Consider the following 19,449-nt stretch of genomic DNA (forward strand, 5'->3'; position numbering starts at 1 on the left):
ACCCAAATAGCATTTTGTTGAGGCAAAATGGCATTTTTATCTTATAATACTTACAAAACAGGGCTTTGCCCTATATATATATACATATAAATAATTATGGCTTGTGGAACCTGTGGTTCGGGGTGTGGCACCGGATTAAGCAAAGTAAAAGGCTGCAATAGTGGAGGATGCGCAACGGGTGGATGTAACCGTTTAAATACCTTCGATTGGTTATCAGATTTACCCTACTCGGCCTACAACGAACGTTATCGTATTGTAGAAGTAAGTTTTAAAAACGGCACCCGAAAAGGCTTTTTTAAAAACACCGCTAACCTTGATATTGTAACGGGCGATACCGTTGTGGTTGAAAGTCAAACCGGCGGCTACGATATTGGCCGGATAAGCCTTAGCGGCGAATTAGTGCGGCTTCAGATGCGCAAAAAACAAATGCAAGCCGAAACGGACGAAAACCCTCTCCCACGTATTTTGCGCCGCGCTGCCACCAACGATTACGAGCAACTACAAAGTATGAGGGCGCTTGAGTATGGCAGTATGCTAATGGCACGTGTTATTGCCCGCAACCTACAACTGCGCATGAAAATTAGCGATGTTGAATACCAAGGCGATGGCCGAAAAGCTACTTTTTATTATACCGCCGACGAACGTATTGATTTTAGAGAGTTAATTAAAGAGTTTGCCCGCGAATTTCAGGTGCGTATTGAAATGCGGCAAATTGGCATCCGCCAAGAAGCTGCCCGCGTTGGTGGGCTTGGCACCTGTGGCCGCGAGCTTTGCTGCTCAACGTGGATAGCAGATTTTCAGTCGGTTTCAACAACAGCTGCCCGCTACCAAAACTTAGCCCTCAACCAGTCAAAATTGTCGGGGCAGTGTGGCCGGCTTAAATGCTGCCTTAACTACGAGCTCGACACGTATTTAGATGCCCTAAAATCGTTTCCGCGCAACGCCGAAATTTTAAAATTGGCACAAGGTGCCAAAGCCCGCTTAGTTAAAACCGATATATTTAAACAATTATTATGGTATGTTGGCCCCGATAGCCCCGCGTATATTCCGCTTGAAATTGACCGGGTAAAAGAAGTGCTGGCTATGAACGCACAAGGCCAATACCCCGAAAGTTTGCAAGCCCTGGCTTTTGTAGAAAAAGAAACTTCAACCGTTGGCTTTCATGACGGGGTAGGGCAAACCAAATTAGAAGATATATTGCCGGCAAGCAAACGGAAAAAAAAGAAAAAAACCAACAAAGAAAAAAATAAGCCCTTAACAACTAATACCGAAGGTAACACAACCGTTACCCCTCCGGAAAATACAAAAACGCCGCCACCACCACCACCACCAAAAAATAACAATACAAATCCAAACCATCCACCAAAGGATAAAAATCCAAATCGGCCAAATAAAAACGACAACAAGAATTTTAACAAAAAAGATTCTACACCGCCTTCTTCACCACCACCGCCACCGCCGCCAGTAGGGTAAAAATAATAGTAAAGGCTAAGGGCTAATAGCTAATGGCTAAGGGCTAATGGCTAACGGACATTGGAATAGCGATTAATTTAACTGACAAATGGAATAAACCTCCGGAGTTAAAAAATGAAACTTCTAATATGTTTTCGTCCCTTACCAAATCCGGAATTTTACTTAACCAGCAGTATCTTACAACCTTTTTTGTTGCCGCATCATCTATCCATCTATCTATTTATTAGTTAGGTAATTACACAACAAATCACCGCTTAAAACAAAACTAAGTTTATAAAACCATGCCGTTTCACAAGCATATAAAAAAAAGCATTACGTGTTTTTGGGCTATTTTACTATTTGCCGGTGTAACCATTTTTGCTGCCTGCGATGCCAACCGCGTATTTGAGCAAACACAAAATATTAACAATACCGCCTGGCTTTACGAGCAAATACCACAGTTTAAGGCAAGCATTGCCGATACCAACCAATTGTATAACGTTGATTTACAAATAAGGCACAACGCAAGCTATTTATACAGCAATATTTACTTGAAACTAACCACTACCTACCCATCGGGCAAAAAAAGTACCAGCCAAATTAATTTGGTACTGGCTGAAAAAGACGGAAAATGGAAAGGTAGCGGTATGGGCAGCACTTATACTTTGCCTTTTAACATCCAACAAAATGCAAAATTCCCTGAAAAAGGCGATTATACTTTTGCTATTGAACAAGACATGCGCGACAACCCGCTTGCAGGTGTTATGGCCGTAGGCATCCGGATAGAAAAGGCAGTGAATAAATGATTGGAGCTGGCTATCATTCAAACACAAGAACAACAGGTAAAGAAAATAAATTTAATCCGGATAAAAAACCCTGAATACCCTAAATGGATGACCAAAACTCTTACCCCTGCCTTTCTACCTCCAACTAATCTAATTCTAAAAAAATGAACTACGTTTACCGCAACACTCTAGTTTTAAATAGCTTGGTTTTGGCCTTTGTTTGTTTGGTTATAAGCTGCGCAAAAAGCAACGACATAGCTATTACCGATTTGCAACCGCTTGAAATGCCCGACTGTTTTAACCCTAAGCAATTTGAAGTAGTAATTGACGATGTGCAAACCTATAATAGTTTAATTGAAATAACCTGCCAAGGGCAACAATTGCCCTATATTAAATTTGGACAGCAAACACTTTTGGGTAATCAAACATCTGTGGCGGGCTGCACCGCTTTTTACACCCGCACCTTAACTGCCGACAGCGAAGCCAAATTATATATTTACCACATTACCGTGAACGCCGAAGGCAGTTGCGAAAAAATACTAAGCCATAAGAACTGGGTGTTAGTGCCAAAACTTCCCGAAGGCTATACCGTTAAATTTGAGGTAGAATATTTATAAAATAGCAGGTTGTAATCTTTCGGGGGCAACCAAGGGCAAAGCGTTATCTTGGCAAAGTTCGGTAAGTACCCCATTGCAATTTTTAGGGTGAATAAAGCAAATCCATTTGTTATCTGCACCAGGTTTAGGGCAGGGGTTAAGCAGGGTAAACCCTTGCGCACTTAATTGCAGCATAGCCTCTACAATATTTGGCACGGCGTAGGCTATATGATGTAGCCCCTCGCCGCGTTTGGCAATAAAATTAGCAATTGGGCTGGTTGAGGTGGTAGCAGCTAAGAGCTCAATTTTAGTATTTCCGACCATAAAAAATAAAGTACTAACCCCTTCACTTTCAACCTCTTCGTGCTTGTAGGGCGGTGTATTTAGTAATTGGGTATAAACAAGACGGGCGGCAGTCAAATCTTTAACGGCAATGCCTATATGTTCAACATGGGTAAACAAATTAGTAGTTGGCATTTGTTTTTTTACTTTGTTTTGATTGAAGAATGAAAAAGTACAGTTTATGCACTCTTTTTGTAAAATTGAAAATATGCGCTTCGTTATAATTAAATTATGCCTAATTTTGTTGGCAGTTTTGCCCGCACGTTTTATTACTGCGCCTATAGCTATGCAAAATTTAACAAACAACTAACCAACCCATTTAGTTTTTTTAGCGTCAATTTATGCGGTGCCAGTTTATTTAATTTACCTGCCGCGCTTACTTGGTTAAGGTTTGATTTGTTTATTACTTAAGATTTTTTACACATGAGTATTGTTTTTTTGAATAAGTCGTTTTTTACTTCGCTTTTATTATTTCTGTTTTTATTATTAGCAACAGCCTCTCAGGCGTTGGCACAAAAAAACTTGCGCAAATATAGCAACGATTTTTTAAGCATAGGCGTTGGTGCGCGGGCTGCCGCCATGGGAAACACCCAAACTGCCACTGTCAATAATGTTAATGCCGGTTATTGGAATCCGGCCGGACTTACCCAGCTAAAACATTTTCAACTTGGGTTAATGCACAACGAATGGTTTGCCAGCGTAGCAAAATACGATTATGTGGCTTTTGCCACTCCAATTACCAACAATAAACGCGCCATAGGCTTTAGTGCCATTCGGTTAGGCGTTGACGACATACCCAATACCCTAAATTTAGTTGCCCCCGACGGCAGTATAAACTATAATAATATTACCACTTTTTCGGCAGCCGATTATGCCTTTTTGGTGTCGTATGCCCAAACACTTAAAAAAATTAGTATTGGAACAAATGCCAAAGTTATACACCGGGCAGTGGGTAAATTTGCCAAAGCCTGGGGCGTAGGCTTAGACGTGGCTTTATTATACAAAACCAAAAAACTTAATGTTGGCGTTACCGTTAAAGACCTAACCTTTACGCCAGTTCGCTGGAGTACAAGTTTTACCGAAGAAGAGCAAACACAACTGCAATTATCCGGAAATTTGATACCGCTGAACACCACCGAGTTGGCCGGACAAAAACTTAGCGCCGGCATAGGTTATAGGTTTCCAATGGGCAAAAAAGCAGGGCTAACCCTTGCCGCCGATTTTGACTTTACCTTCGATGGCAAACGCAATACCTTAGTAAGTTCTGACATCCTTAGCATTGACCCCCACGCCGGCCTTGAGTTTGACTTGAACAATATTGTATTTTTACGCGCCGGAATTAACAATATACAAAAAGTAATGGACGACGCCGGCAACCCACAAAGCACCACAGCCGTACAACCCAATTTTGGTGCGGGTTTTCGTGTTAAAGAAATTCAAATAGACTACGCCTTAGCTGCCAATCGTATGGCCGAAGGGATATACTCGCATATAATTTCGTTACAGTTAGATATTTTTAAAAGAAAAAATAAGCCCGCTGCGCCAAAAGCTGTACCCCTGTTGCAACAACCAAATCCGGAGCAACCCCTTACCCCCACTGATACCACCCCCGAAAACGACGACAACAAATAGAAAAAATATCGTTTTTTATCTGGGTAGATTAAAAAAAAGGCGGTAATAGTATTGTTATTGTTATGTTTAAAAGGCAAGTAAATTTTTGGCATTTATTTAATTGCTGCTTGCTTGTGTTTTACGTGCTCTTACCGTTGCTGCTAAAATGAAAATATTACTATTTTTTAGGGTTTTACTGCTGTGGCCTTTTGCCCAGTTGTATGGATTAGGGGTTTGGCTGCGAAACTATGCTTATAAAAAAGGCTATTTTGAAACTCAAAAGTTTGCCATACCTACCATAGTAATAGGTAATTTAATAGCGGGCGGATCCGGAAAAACGCCACATGCCGCTTGGTTATTAGCCCAATTACTACAAGCAGGGCTGCATCCGGCTCTGTTAAGCAGAGGCTATGGTCGGGCAACCAAGGGGTTTGTGCTAGCCTCAAAACAGAGTAGTGCTGCCCAAATTGGAGACGAGCCTTTAATGATATATCAACGATTTGCCCAACAACAACCTACAAGTCCCTTACCCGTGGCTGTTTGCGAGCAACGTACCGAAGGCATAACCCAACTATTGCAACACTACCCAAACTTAAATGCAATAGTTTTAGACGATGCCTATCAACACCGAGCTTTGGAAGCACATTTATACGTGTTGCTAACCCAATATAACAGGCTATTTACTGCCGATTATTTGCTTCCGGCCGGAAACCTGCGCGAGCCTGCCTGCGCTGCTAACCGCGCTCAGGCAGTAATTGTTACTAAATGTCCAAAAAATTTATCGCAGCACAACAAACAAAAAATTATACAACAATTGACTCCCTTTTTAAAGCAAAGGCAGCCCGTATTTTTTACACGGTATGTATATGGACAACCTTATGCTTTGCATCCATCATTAAACAACAATAATAACCAACCTGTTTTTAAAGGCTGGCATAACTACCAAGCAATATTATTGGTTTGTGGCATTGCCCAACCTAAGCCCCTACTACAATATTTACAAAGCCAACTGCGATTAAAAAACAAGCAAGGGCAACAAGTTTTTATCCGCTTTTTTGCCGACCACCATGTTTACACCTCAGCAAATTTTGCACAAATTGCTCATTTTTGCCATAAATGGCAGCTAAACAACCCCAAGAACCAACAAATTGCCGTTGTTACTACCCAAAAAGATGCCGTAAAATGGCAAGAGGCCACTTGGCCACAAGGCTTTAATTGCCCGGTTTGGGTACAACCAATTGACCTGCTTTTTGATGATGAACAAGAAGCCGGGCAGCTAACAGAAATGGTTTTAAATTGTATCCGGAAAGCAAATTATTAAGTATGGTTTTTTACTTCATCCGGATAATAAATATTGCCAAGAGTAGTCGTTAAAAACACTATTAGTTTCTAATAATTAAAGAAGTTATTGCTACAAATTGTTTAAAGCCTGCCGTATCAGCGTTTCAACATTGGCAATAGCGGGGTTTGCTTTTAGCACTTTTTGAATGGCTTGTACCGCAACTGGTTTGGCAATACCTAAATTAATAAGTGCTGCCAGTGCTTCGGCTTGAAAATTGTTTGTAGCGTTAGCGTTGCTGCCTCCGGATATTGGAGTAAGGGTTGCCAAATTGGTATCGGCAAAGGCTTTTCCAAGCTTGTCTTTTAGTTCAAGTACAATACGTTCGGCAGTTTTTGCGCCAATCCCTTTTATTCGTTTTAAACTTGTATGGTCGCCGGTAGTAATGGCAGTAAGCAATTCTTGGGGGCGCATAAATGATAGCATAACTTGTGCAGTACTTGGCCCAACGCCATTTACCGATACTAACTGTAAAAACAAATCGCGCTCGGCTTCGTCAAAAAAGCCATATAAAATATGGGCATCTTCGCGCACAGCTAACCAGGTAAATAGTTTGGCCTCGTTTAAATTTTGGATGGCGGTAAAGGTATTAAGGCTAATATGTAGCCAATATGCCACGCCGCCGCTTGTTTCGATAATAATTTGCGCAGGCGATTTAAACACTAACGCGCCCTTTATATATGCGTACATAAAACTAAATAAGCGGTTAAATTAGCAAGGGTTACTTTATGTGTTTACTTAATTTTTAAGGCTGCCTCTAAATCTTTGGTCAAAAGCGGGTCGCTGGGTCGGCGGGCATTGCCATCGTATAATTTGCCATTGCGGTCAATAATTACAAAACGCGGGATACCCGATATTTGATACGCTTCGTTAATACTTTTATTTGTTCCGGCCCAAATATGTGTTCCGCCAAATCCTTTTTCGTTGTCGTTTAAAAATTTTAACCAAGCATTTTTATCTTTATCAACCGAAGTGTATAAAAATACAATATCTTTATTATCTTTATATTTTTTTACTAATTCTTTCGAGTGCGGCATTTCTTTTCGGCAGGGTCCGCACCAGGTAGCCCAAAAGTCTAAATACACTACTTTTCCTTTAAAATCGGCGAGGGTAACCGTTTTTCCGGTACTGTCTTGGGCTGTAAAGTCAGATGCTGCTGTACCTCTTGCCATTTTTGCTGCTCGTTGGTAATATACATCCGTTATTTTAAGCAATTCGGCCGGAGGATTTGTTTTTTGAAGGTCGTCGTAATAGGGTAAAATATTATCGGGTTTGCCGTTGGTAATACCTTCAATAAAAACTCGCGCCAAGGCGTACTGTAAGGGTGCTCCTTTAAGCAAACTAATAGTAGATTTAGCCATATCGGCGTAAAAATCCGATGCATCGTATTTTGGGTTATTATCTATTTTTTTACCTACTTCGCTTAGCATATAGGTTTGCAAATAGTTGGTATAGCTTGGGTAATAAATCATTTCGTCATTGTGCAGCGGTGCTTCGGCATTATTTTGAAAGGCATAGTAGTTCACGTTCATATTGGTTTTTAAACCTTTATTTTTAGTGCTTCTTGCGTGTAAATAAGGGTATCCGGCAATGGCTGCGCCATGTGTGTAGTGTAAATCGCGTTTAGCAATGCGCTCAAAACCTGGGCTAACTTTATTGGTGGCAAAAAACGAAATTGCATAGTTTAGCTGAATGGTCAACAAACTATCGGCATACTTTTTATAATCGCCATAAGCAAGCGTTAATTTTTCGGGGTCTTCATATTTTTTTATCGTTGCTAAAAGGCTGCTTTGCTGTAACAAGTATATTTGCTCGTTAGCACTTGATCCGGTAAATTGTATATTGGTATTTTTTCCGGATGCTGGATGCATTGTCAGGTATAAACTATCGCCCGGAGCGGCATATATTGGCAAGGCACGCCCCTGATTTACAAACAATATTTGCATTGGCAGCGGTATTGTCGTTTTAATACAAAAATTGCCTTTAGCATCCATATTGTCTTTAACCTGTGTTTTTTGTGTTGGGCTAAGCGGATTGGTGGCCATTTGCAGGCTAACTACGGTATCGGCTGCATTGGCAATATTGCCGCAAATAATAAAATTGGGTGCTATGTGTTGATGTTGTTGTTGGTGGTCTGTTTTACTGCTGACGTTTGTTTTTGCAGTTACAACCGGTGTGTTTTGCGCGTTTGCTATAATTATGCTACAATAAGTTGTTAAGGTAAAAAAGGCGATACATTTGGTACCGGTATTTATAAATATGCGCTTAATAAAATTAAAATTAAAATGAAAATGAAACATTGACCTATAAGGAGATTTTTAACCTAACACATTAAAACTGTGTCGAGCTTTTTGGCAGAAAAATTTATAATTTAAAATAAAACGCAAAATTAAATTCTGTGTTTGGGTAAAACAAAGTTTGAGCTAACAAAATGGTAGTTTTAGCAAATTTTAGCAAAATATCGCTTGGATTTTATCGCACTTAAACACAGCAATCGTTATTTATCCGGATTAATTAGCAAAAAAGCCGGCTTAAAAATTAGCCGGCCAGATATCATTTTTATTCTTGCACTATGCCCTATTTGTTATTATCGGCCTATGCTTAATATTTCTAAGCGCAGTTTACCCGATGGAACAGCTATTTCTACTACGTCGCCTACGGTATGCCCTAAAATGCCCTGCGCAATAGGTGTTGAAATAGCAATTTTACCCAATTTTAAGTCGGCTTCTTTTTCCGAAACCAACATATATTCAAGCTCTTTGTTTATGTTGAGATTTTTAAGGCGTACTTTCGACAAAATCATCACTTTGGAGCTATCTATTTTGCTTTCGTCAATTAAACGGGCATTAGCCAACTCGGTTTCGAGGGCGGCAATTTTCATTTCCAACATTCCTTGTGCTTCTTTTGCGGCATCATACTCGGCGTTTTCCGACAAGTCGCCTTTGTCGCGTGCCTCGGCAATTTGACGGCTAATTTCTATCCGGTCTTTTGTTCTAAGTTTGTGTAGATCTTTTTTTAATTTTTCTAATCCTTCGGGGGTAAAATATTTGATAGTCATGTTTGGTTTTGGTTAATTTAAATGTTTAAACTTGTATTGTAGGGAAAAAGGGAGGGAGAGTTAAATTGATTAATATTTAGGTGTGTTAAATTTAATTATACATTCCGTTTATTATGTCATATAGTCCGGAAATGCAATCAATTTAAGAATGGGCACTGCATCTTTTGCATAGCTGTATAAAAAATAAAAACATTCGCCTGCTGTGGGAGGCAGGCGAATGTCGCATTTATAAAACGATTAATTAGGCTAAATAGTTCGCGTTTTGCTCAAAATTTGCCTTTCAAGTGCAAAGGTAAGGCATTTTTAGTAATTTACCAAATGAACCTACTAAATTAAATTTCAATACGCACCCCAATGGTATGCGAGCCACTGTAGGGGTTGGTGTGGCGGTAACCGTAATCAACACCAATTGAGGGGCCGTCGGTTTTAAGCGGTAAGTTTAGGCTTAATCCGGCACTTAATCCGGTATAAACAGTCATCCGGCTTTCGGTGCTAAAATCGCCCATACCGCCGGTTTCGTATTTATAACCACCTCGTAGTACTAATATATTTTTAAAAGCATATTCTAAGCCGCCGCCAAGTTGATCGCTGCTAAATGCGTTCGAGCTAAAATTGCCCATTATACTTAAACGGTGTTGCTCGGCCATTTTAATATCGTAGCCAGCTCCAATATTCAATTGGGTAGGCAATTCAAAGGATTCGGTGCGAAGGTTAAAAATTAGGTTACTGTTATTTGCCTGGGCTTGGTAGGTTAAGCCGTCTCCGCCAAACTGCAAGCCAGTGCCTACGTTGCGCAATGAGATACCAAAATGTATATTGTCTTGCGGGCCGGTAACATATTGTATGCCCATATCCATTGCAACCCCCGAGGCCGAGACGTTTGCTATGGACTCGTTGAGCAATTTAAGGCCAAAACCCACGTGAATACTGTTCGAGAAAGAGCGGGCATAACATAAGCCAATATTTAACAACTGAGGGCTAAAACTAGCACCCAACTCGGCATCGGGGTCAGAAACAAGCGTAACGGGTATATCGCCAAAACGCACCGATTGGATGGTTAAACCCAGCACATTTTTGCCATCTTCTCCGCCTAATTTAGCAGCCAAACCCAAGCCACTAATATTTACACCGCTGCCTTTAAGCCATTGGGTATTGGCAAAGGCAATATCGAGTTTTTTGGTAAAAGCTAAGCCGCCGGGGTTAAGGCTCATAGCCTCGAGGCCGGTAATATTGCTGGTAGCCATACCATGCAACCCCGACAAACGCCCCCACGACTGCATTTGCAACTCGCCAGCACCCGATTGGCCAGCGCGGTCTTTATTGCCTGCTGTAGCTGTTGGCCCCATTAAGCTAATTAAGCAAAGGGCGTACATACTTAGTAGCAGGTTTTTTACTAAAAATTGGAAATTTATGTACATAAAATTATTTTAACAAATTAAATGGTTGTTTACATTTTTTCCGGATATTTAACTTAAGTGATAAACTTTGTTTCATCCGGATGTTTTTTAGTGCTATTAACAAACAAAGCAGTTGATTTTTCGCACATTAATATTTTTTTACACTGATGTAAAAATCAACTGCTTGCTTGTTTGTCTTCTACTTTAATATTAGTCTATACTTCTTTGTTTATTAGAAAATATCTAAGTCAATTGGCCTTGTAATGCAGAACCATTTGAGGGTTACCTCTTTGCCTAAATCGGGTGCTTCAATATGAATAAGGTAAATACCGCTGGCAATAGGCACCCCTTTAAAGTTTTTCATATCCCAATCAACCGAGTTATACACTTTTTTGCCCTCTTTGTCTCCGGCGGCTGTATCTTGCCCGCCATTATCAACCTTAATAGTGCGCACTAAAGTGCCATCAACAGTAATAATGTTAATATTTGCTTTATTGGGCAGGTTGGTAATGCGCACGCGATTGTCTAACTGGCTTTGTTCGTAGGCCGAGTAGGCATAATACGGGTTGGGAACAATTCTAATTTTATCTAAAGCGGCTTCGGCAATGGCTTTTTGGTTCGTTTTTGGCACATAATTGTCTAAGTTAAAGCGGTACTTCAACTCGTTCGAATCGTCGCAAAGTTCGTAGGGGCGGGCAACATTTACGCTTACAGTAGTTTTGGTTGGTATTAAACCGTCTTTTAAAGATTTCAATTCAAATCCGGTAACACCATAAGGTAAAAACACCCACATGCCATCTTTCCAAACGCTGTTTTTAAGCGTAACCTTCTCTGTAGGGCTTTCGCTTATAGTTGAGGCAACTAATTGGTCGTGGTAGTATTGGCCGCCATCGTAGCGCGAGTTCATTACATACACAAAATGTTCGCCACCTAATTTAAACGAGAACGAGCCTGGTTGTACCAAGGTTGTGCTGGGGTTCCAAATCATATCTTTGCCATTATCGCTAATGAAAAAGCTATTTTCGCTAAAAATGAGGTTTAGTCGCTCGCCGGTATCGTGGTTAATGGCGTATCCGGGGAACCACGAATAACCAATTTTGTCGGTAGTAAATAGCTCGGCATTATTATTTAAGGTTGCGCTGGTAGCTTGGTCAATATCTTTGGCTATAAACATATTGTTTGCCAAACGTTGTACAGTAGCACCTTTATTATCGGTGTAGGTAATATAGGAGCTTGAGTTGCCACGAATATAATATTTTTGTCCGGGTTGCAAAGTATTACCTGCTGGCGAAGCATAAACGGGCTTGCCGTTGCCATCAATCGCGTTGGGGTCTTCCCAAGATGGGGCATTGCGCAGGCTGTTTTTAACTGCTTTTCCGTCAGCAATGCTGGGGGTACGTGCCATTTCGGTAACCACGCATTTTGTCCAAAGGGCTTTATTGTCGGTAAAAACTACTTCAACGCTGGCCATATTGTCAAGCGAATAGGTTGGGCTTCCGGTAAGGCAGTCGCTACAAGCAGGGTTAAGGCGGCCACCTTTTTCGTCAGAGCCTTGGTTGTTTACCAAACAATAGGGCGCAATAGTGCCACCTAAAATACTTTCGTAAACTCCTTGAGGGTCATAAAAATTATCCGGATTCCAGTAGTTATCTGCATACGAAGCATCGTTGTTTTCATCTACATTGTCGCCCGACCGAACCCAGTTAGTAATACTAGTACCTTCGCCATCATTTAACATAGACATCCAGGGTAAAAAGTTGTTTTCAAAGCGAAGCCCCGCCGATATTTTTACATCAACATCGCCCGAAGCTTGGGGTTGCTGGCGCATACTAATGGTAAAGCCTAGCGAAGGGTCGCCTAAACCGCCCATTAATTGCTCATCGCCTAATTTAATATTGCTTTCTGATTTCCACGTGTCGCCCGTGCCAATATTAGTAAGGGTCCAACGGGCAAACGGCGACAAAAAGTCCGACTGAATATCGCCTGTGTCGTTATCGCGTACAGCCAAAGCAGTTGAGGCGTTAGCAGGTACGGCCACCATGTCATCGTTGGCAATTACTGCATTAAAACCTAAATAAGGCAATTTATATACATCTACACTAATAACACCTTGGCTTACCGAGTCAATCTTTGCATCGGGGTTTTCAATGGTATAGGTTATGCGGTCAATGCCTATAAAGGCGGGTTTAGCGCGATATTTAATAGTTTTATTAACAGCATCAATACTAACGATAGTGCCGTGCTGTGATGTAGCAGCAGTAATGGTGGTATTAGCGCTTGTACTTACATCGTTAACCATTGGAGAAATAACAACAGTTGGGTAAGCACTAACATCGGCTTCTATTTTGGCAATCCACTCAACAGAGTAGGTGTCGTTATATGCTTTAACAGTGTCAATTTTAGCTGTACCAACTTCAAGGCGCACAAAGCCAATATCGGTATTACAGTTTACGTCGCTTACTTCGTAAGTAAAATAATCAAAGCCTTCAAATCCAGATTTGGGTGTGTATGTTAAAATACCTGTGTTTTGGTCAACCTGTATGGTTCCATTTTGGGGCTGGCTGTACGATGGGTAGATATTGTCTTGAAAACTCAACTCATAAGTACCACCTTTAACACTTAGCGGGTCAACAACTTTTACATCAATAGGGCCAGCGCCGCTTTGGTAAACGGGGTCGGCGGCAATATGGTTGGGGCTGGCTAAAATTTCATTTACCGTGGTTTCGGTTAGTTGAACGGCATTGCCACCATTACCTTTGCCACAAATAGCTGTAATTTCGGGGCCATCGCCATAAATACTTACTGGCTCAACACCGCCAAACTGTGGATCTTCAATATGTGGTACGCCCACATAAACGCCAATATTGCCACGGCCTTCTAAATACGGTTCAAATTGTGCTGTGGGGCTTGGCTCTAATTGCTTGTAGGGTTCGTGGGCATTATAGCTATACGATTTCACTGAAAAATAATACGGTAAATTGTTTGTTAGACGCTTGTCGCCGGTGGCAAATAAATCTTCAGTTATCCGGAAGCTTTTTTTGATACCACTATTTTTGGCATCTACTTTTAATTCCGGAACTAAAAATCCTGTGGTGCCATCAATAGACCAATTTATTAATCGGGTAACATCATCTTTAATATCTACTACTTCAACAATGCGGGCTTTGTCGGGATCATTATACTCAGAGGCCGAAACGAGCGGGCTTTTTAGTTGATAAACAACATATCCCTGAAAGTTATAAGTCGAATCCGGAAAACCTTGTTTGGCCAATACGGGGTCAATTTCTTGGTATAATTCAAAGGCGTTGTTCGATTTTAGCGAGTCATTATAAATGGTTAAAATTAACTCTCGGTTTAGTTCCCTTATAAATACATTGGGGGCATCGGGGCCATCTTTTAGTTTAAAATTGTTATCAAATAGGGCCTGAGCTTTTTTATCGGCGCGGGTTATGCCATCAAAACTGGGGCAGGGATATTGTAAGCCTTCGCCCGGTATCCATACCACACCAACAATTACTTCGTTAAAAGCACCTGGGTCAAGTCTGAATGGCCCTGCAGATTGTAAGAAGCGGCGGTCGGCGGGTTTGTTGTTTTCTGAGCATTCGCTCCATGCTGGTTTCGACAAGGTTGGGTCGCTTGGAAACATAAAGTCGCAACTATTGTCTGTACCGCCATACGCATTACCACCACAGGTAAATGGCGAGCCATCTTTCCATACACCGGCTAAGTAGCCGTAAAAGTGCGAAGCAATTTCGGGGTTTCCTATCACAGACCAGTCGTTATTATAATAAACAAATGCCGACATATTAAGAATTTCATAAGTAGGATTGCCATCTTTATCAACGCCATTTTGTTTGCGCGGGCCTTTAAAAAAGTCCACACACAACATTGGTGGGTTAGCACCGTATAGTTCGTCGTTTGCATCACCATTATACACAATACCTATACCCTCGCTGGGTACGCAACCTACATAGTCGTCGCCATAGTTACCAAGGTCGGGGTCAACCCATTGGCCAAAAAACACACTGTCTAATGGTTGCGTAGCCTTGTTTTCAATACCATATTTGTAAAAGGTCATATTATTTACTTCGTCATTAGTGGCAAAGGCAAAGGCCAAAGCATTAAGTTGTAAACCAATAGCTTCGCCGCCGGTTTCGCTATGCACGTCTCCCTTGTCGTTAAATACCCACCAAATCATTTGGTCGGCATAAACACCTTGGGTTTTCGAGTCAATTACCGGATAATCGCCTTTTGTGGGGTCGTAGTCGTTATCGCCGTCTCGGTCCCAAAATGGCGCTAAGTTTTTATCTTCCGGAAGCGAAATATCGGCGTAGGCATTATTGCGCCCTGGCCATTTTAATATGCTAAGTGGTATTGATCCAGCCGGAATAGTAACATCTGCACTGGCGTCGCCGCCATCTTGTGCTGAAACCAAGGCTAAGTAATCATCAATATCTTTTGACCGAACTTCCCAAAAGCGGTCAAATTGGCCGCAAACTTCGTCGTTAGTATTACCATCGTCGTCTAATGGGCCTGGCCAAAAGTCATTACCAGTTTGTCGATAGGTTTGGGCGGCAACTTTTAATTGGCCTAAGGCATCAATGCCACCAATCCAAAGCGCACCGGCAAATAACGAGTGGATAGAGGGACGCCCCGATCCTGGTTCAACTTTAGGTACTTCGTACCTCGCATCTTGGAGGTTCCACCACATATCGCCTGCCGATAACAGGCGGGTTCGAACATTGTTCACGTTCAGCTCAATGCTAGCTGTTGCCGGCGAACAGGCTGCCGCTGTTTTTCCCGAAATTGGTATTGGTTTTTGGGTTGGCAGGCCATTATTTTCGCGTGCTTGAGCAGTTGCGGCACTAAATAGCGTTAATACCAACAGCCATAACCAAAAATTTGTGTACTTGCTGTTCATGTTTTTATATAAATTTATTTATTATTATTTATTTGAATGTTATACAATTTGGCTTTCTAAAGTTTGGGTAGTATCGTTGTCAATGTTTTTGTTTTTTACCAATACTACCCATATTTTAGTGTTGCTATTGTTTTTTGTTAAAAATTAATTGCCATACCTAAACGTAGTCGGCGCGGTGCGGCATAGTTACCGGGTGTATTGTTGTAAATACCATACAAGTCGCGGAAAGCGCGTTCGCTGGCCAACTGGTTAATGAAGGTAGCAGCTTCGGGCGAGTTTAAATAGCCGTCATTTTCGGCACTGCCCGTAAAGGCATATACCCCCGATACGTTGTCGGCATCTAAGGCGTTCAATATTGTTAAGTAAACATTTAGAATTAAAGGTTTTTTGCCTTCTTTTTTGTTTGGATTCAACAAAAAGTCTTTATCTAAACGGGCATCTACTTGGAAGTTCCAAGGCAAGCGCGAGCCATTAATTGTGCCATCAAGGTCGGCGCGGGTTACAACGCCAAACTGCGCAGTTGGGGTTGGATTTGCCTGGCGGGTGTAAGGTGCACCTGAGCGGCCACGAGCGGTAACGTTAAGTCCTAAACCTGCTAAAATATTGCGGCCTTTAATGCGTGGACCGTTATATTTGCTGGCGTCGGTTGCAAAACGATAGTCAAACGACAGGTTAATCATATGCCGCGAGTCGTAGCTAAGCGGTATAATATTGCGCAAATTAGGCACACCAAAACTAATAAGGTTGGCTTGTGAGGCATCGCCCGAGCCGGTACCTTCGGCGAAAGACATAGTATAAGAAGCCAATAAGCGCACGTTTTCGGTTCGGCGAAGGTCGTAGGTCAATTCAAAACCTTTTGCGGTGCTAAAGTCCAAATTGCGGAAAGTAGAATAGGTAATGGGGTACGAGAATGTTACATTTGAAATTTGAACCATGTCGCGGCCTTCGCGGTAGAAACCGCTAAGGGTTAGTGCCGACTTGTCGTTAAGTTTTTGCTTGAAACCAATTTGATAGTCAATGGTTTTTTCGGCGCGTAAATTGGGATTATTATAAGTAGCTACGCTTTTGCCGGGCATATAATACCAATCATCGGGCAAGGTTAGCAAACGACCTTGAGGGCGTTGCGCCAATACGTCGTAGTGGGCAAAAAATATGGCCTCGTCAGATATTTCAAATGAGAAAGCAATACGAGGTTGTACTGTAACTTCGGGTTTGTAGTCTTCAAAAGCAAGGTCGGGGTTGTAATTTTTGTCGCTCACATCATTGCCAGGGTTATCATCCAATGGGTTTACCAACCAAGGCAAAATTTCGCCTCCGGTAGCCAACACCTGTGGGTCGCGCACGTAAAGGCCGTTGGCATCGTACCAGTCGTCTCCGCGGCGGAAGCCTTTAATGGTGCTTGGATTTACTTCGTTGTCCACGTAAACGGTATAATCGCTGCCTATTGTAGAAGGGATATTGAATTTGCTTTTTACCTCACTATCGCCGGCGTTATGGGCAGCATATAGTGGCGTGTAAATATCTTTGGGTACTTTTAAGTTGGCATCGAAGCGGTCAACACGAACACCTAAGTTAAAAATAAGGTCTTTCAATTGAAATTTGTCTTGAATATATCCGGCAACATAAATTGGCCTGAACGAGCCAAGCAGGCGGGTATATTCTCCGGTAGTTTCGTCTTTAGCCGTAAAAAAGTCGTTAAAAGCAGGTTGTTTGCTAAGTTTATTGCCTAAGTAGTCGTAGCCATAGCCGCTTACAATAGCTCCCCCGTCGTTTAGCAATTCATCGGGCGAAAACATATCGAGTGAGTATTGGTCGGGGCTAATGGCATGAACGTTCATAATGTCAATAGGGCTAAGTCCAAATTTTTTCCGGAAAGTTTTGTCAAAAAAGCCTTGTTCGCCCGTACGTACAAAATTATATTTAATAGTGTCATTTTCGCTAAAAATCATAGTATTGCCATCGTATTGGCTAAATGGAATTTCTTGGCCATCTATAACCAAAATGGGGTTAAGCAAGTCGCGCTCAATTTTGCTATTACTCACGTCTTGTAAGCCATCCATTAAGTTCCATAGGCTAAGGGGGCTAACGGTATAACTGCGGTCGTCTCGTTGTTCGTATTCAAAACCAAATTCAATAGCGTGTTTGTTAAGTTCGCTGGCCTCGGGGCGTTTAAGGTCAAACGAGCCATTAAATACCAAACGATATTGGCTGGTTTCGTTTTTGCGCCAAACGCTGTAAGCGGTTCCGGGCACATACCATAAGCTATATACGGCTTGGTACGAGCTACTTGGTGCGCCGTTTAAAAATCCGGTTAAATTGTCAAGGGTGGTTATTTTGCCGCCATAGCTTTTTACGTAATCAATTAGTTGTTGGGTGCGGTTAGCAAATCCGGGATTATTGTCGCTGGGTGTAAATACCAATGCGGTATCTTGCATACCTTGTAGGGTCCATCCGCGCAAATTAAAAGGTGTACCTGCTACATCTTCCATAAATACGTTATTATAAAGAGGGGCGCTGAAGACATCAAATTTACCTATATAACCATAATTGAACAAGTTGTCGCCATACACAGGGTCTTTATCGAGATAGTTGGTACGGTTAAAGTCGAATTGTAAGGAGTAGAAAGCGTTTTGCAAATACGAGCTTTGAGGTTTTGCATCTTCGGCATTGGCATTAACCGATTTATTTGCTCCAAAACGTTGGGTAAGGCGGGCAAAAGCGCGAAAACTGCGGCTGTTGTAGTCGCCGTTATGGTCAGAATTAAACAGCTCGAAGCGGCGTACATAAGCATTACCACTATCGTTGGTAAAGCTGCTGCCAAGGCTTAAGTTTACGCTGGGTACTGGTTGTATGTCAATTTTTCCGGTAGCAGTTATAAGGTTGGTTGCCGCATCAGGGCGTACAGATTGTGCCTCTAAGCTATCAAGACTCATATAGTCAATTGCTTTTAAAAAGCCGCCCTGGTCTGTAAATACTAGGGGGTTATCAACCAAGCGTTTATGAATATCGTCTTTTACTTTGTAAATTTGAACTGCCGAGGGGCTTGGGTCGTCTTGGTGGGTAATTTCGCCGGCAATAAAATAGCCAATAACGCTGCGTTCGGTGGTTTCGCTAATTTTCTTTTTAAGAATAGGGCCTGTTAAATTAAAATTCAATTGATGGAAACCATACGGTTCAAGGGCAACGGGTTTTACTCCGGATGTTTCGAACTGAAATCCGGCGCCAAATTTTTGCGAGGGGCCGCGTGTGGTAATGGCCGTTATACCTCCGGTTGCATCGCCATATTTAGCAGGCAAACCGCCTGTAATTACGGTTAGCTGTTCAATGGCGTTCGAGGGCAGGGCTAAACTTCCGCGCACTTTAATGCCGTCTATATAGTAGTCGGAAGACTCGGCGCGTGCACCTTTGATATTAAGGCCACCATCTTTGTTTTGATAAACGCCGGCGGTAGTAGATGCCAATGAGTTTACATCTTTGCGTGCCATTTTATCAATTTCTTCTTTGGTTACGGTTCCGCCTGTAGAGGTTTGGTCTTTTTCGAGGAGCGGAACTTTGTAGCTAACAACTTCAACGGTTTGAAGCACGTTGTCCGAGGCTCCTAATTGAATGTCTAAGCTGGTAACTTTATCGGCTGTTACGCGCACATTGTCAACCTGTTTAGCGGTATAGCCAACATACGAGGCGGTAACCGTGTACTCGCCCGGAGGTAGTGGTTTAACGCTATAAGCTCCGCTAAAATCGGTTTTTGCACCAATCAATGTACCCCCCACGTTTGTGGTTACATTGGCGAATGCAATAGGTTCTCCGGTTTTTGCATCGGAAACCACACCTTGTATTTCGCCAGTTTGCGCCCTTATTATTATCAGGGGGCTTCCCAGCAAAAACAAGGCTGTTAGTAGTAATAATCGAATCATACGAATAAGGTTTTATTATTTATAGTTGTTGTTT

General features: G+C 41.9%; 13 protein-coding genes. 6 read left to right on the forward strand and 7 right to left on the reverse strand.

The features are described 5' to 3' along the window. Window positions 1-96: 96 nt before the first annotated feature. From IPI59_01465 to IPI59_01475, 3 genes are all read left to right on the forward strand, one after another. Window positions 97-1,473, forward strand: a complete 1,377-nt coding sequence (locus IPI59_01465) for a hypothetical protein (protein MBK7526238.1) — start codon at window positions 97-99, stop codon at window positions 1,471-1,473. A 281-nt stretch (window positions 1,474-1,754) separates the two neighbouring features. Then, window positions 1,755-2,258, forward strand: a complete 504-nt coding sequence (locus IPI59_01470; GenBank protein MBK7526239.1) for a gliding motility lipoprotein GldH — start codon at window positions 1,755-1,757, stop codon at window positions 2,256-2,258. 143 nt (window positions 2,259-2,401) lie between these two features. Next, window positions 2,402-2,854: a hypothetical protein gene (locus tag IPI59_01475; protein ID MBK7526240.1), complete on the forward strand. Its 453-nt coding sequence runs from the start codon at window positions 2,402-2,404 to the stop codon at window positions 2,852-2,854. Here the strand turns inward: IPI59_01475 and mce are convergent. After that, entirely contained in the window at window positions 2,849-3,295 is a 447-nt protein-coding gene (gene mce, locus IPI59_01480) for a methylmalonyl-CoA epimerase (GenBank protein ID MBK7526241.1), read from the reverse strand. The two genes, IPI59_01475 and mce, sit on opposite strands and share 6 nt — an antisense overlap. A gap of 111 nt (window positions 3,296-3,406) precedes the next feature. Between mce and IPI59_01485 the strand changes: the two genes are divergently transcribed. The 3 genes from IPI59_01485 to lpxK all read left to right on the forward strand — a co-directional run bounded on the left by IPI59_01485 (window position 3,407) and on the right by lpxK (window position 6,107). Next, complete coding sequence (locus IPI59_01485; protein MBK7526242.1) at window positions 3,407-3,586, forward strand: hypothetical protein; 180 nt, start codon at window positions 3,407-3,409, stop codon at window positions 3,584-3,586. A 12-nt stretch (window positions 3,587-3,598) separates the two neighbouring features. Beyond that, window positions 3,599-4,807 (forward strand): PorV/PorQ family protein, encoded by a 1,209-nt coding sequence (locus IPI59_01490; GenBank protein ID MBK7526243.1) that lies wholly within the window; start codon window positions 3,599-3,601, stop codon window positions 4,805-4,807. A gap of 145 nt (window positions 4,808-4,952) precedes the next feature. Then, entirely contained in the window at window positions 4,953-6,107 is a 1,155-nt protein-coding gene (gene lpxK, locus IPI59_01495; GenBank protein ID MBK7526244.1) for a tetraacyldisaccharide 4'-kinase, read from the forward strand. 90 nt (window positions 6,108-6,197) lie between these two features. Here the strand turns inward: lpxK and ruvA are convergent, their stop codons facing one another. The 6 genes from ruvA to IPI59_01525 all read right to left on the reverse strand — a co-directional run bounded on the left by ruvA (window position 6,198) and on the right by IPI59_01525 (window position 19,415). Next, window positions 6,198-6,815, reverse strand: coding sequence for a Holliday junction branch migration protein RuvA (ruvA, locus tag IPI59_01500; GenBank protein ID MBK7526245.1), 618 nt, complete (start codon window positions 6,813-6,815; stop codon window positions 6,198-6,200). Window positions 6,816-6,859: 44 nt separating this feature from the next. Further along, window positions 6,860-8,425, reverse strand: a complete 1,566-nt coding sequence (locus IPI59_01505; GenBank protein ID MBK7526246.1) for a TlpA family protein disulfide reductase — start codon at window positions 8,423-8,425, stop codon at window positions 6,860-6,862. Between the two features lie 287 nt (window positions 8,426-8,712). Further along, on the reverse strand, window positions 8,713-9,183 hold the full coding sequence (gene greA, locus IPI59_01510; protein MBK7526247.1) for a transcription elongation factor GreA: 471 nt from the start codon (window positions 9,181-9,183) through the stop codon (window positions 8,713-8,715). 332 nt (window positions 9,184-9,515) lie between these two features. Further along, on the reverse strand, window positions 9,516-10,601 hold the full coding sequence (locus IPI59_01515; protein MBK7526248.1) for a PorV/PorQ family protein: 1,086 nt from the start codon (window positions 10,599-10,601) through the stop codon (window positions 9,516-9,518). Between the two features lie 211 nt (window positions 10,602-10,812). Further along, window positions 10,813-15,501, reverse strand: a complete 4,689-nt coding sequence (locus IPI59_01520; protein ID MBK7526249.1) for a hypothetical protein — start codon at window positions 15,499-15,501, stop codon at window positions 10,813-10,815. 137 nt (window positions 15,502-15,638) lie between these two features. Next, entirely contained in the window at window positions 15,639-19,415 is a 3,777-nt protein-coding gene (locus tag IPI59_01525) for a carboxypeptidase regulatory-like domain-containing protein (protein ID MBK7526250.1), read from the reverse strand. Between the last annotated feature and the right edge of the window lie 34 nt (window positions 19,416-19,449).

It is taken from the genome of Sphingobacteriales bacterium, assembly GCA_016706405.1.
Taxonomy (GTDB): Bacteria; Bacteroidota; Bacteroidia; order Chitinophagales; family UBA2359; genus BJ6.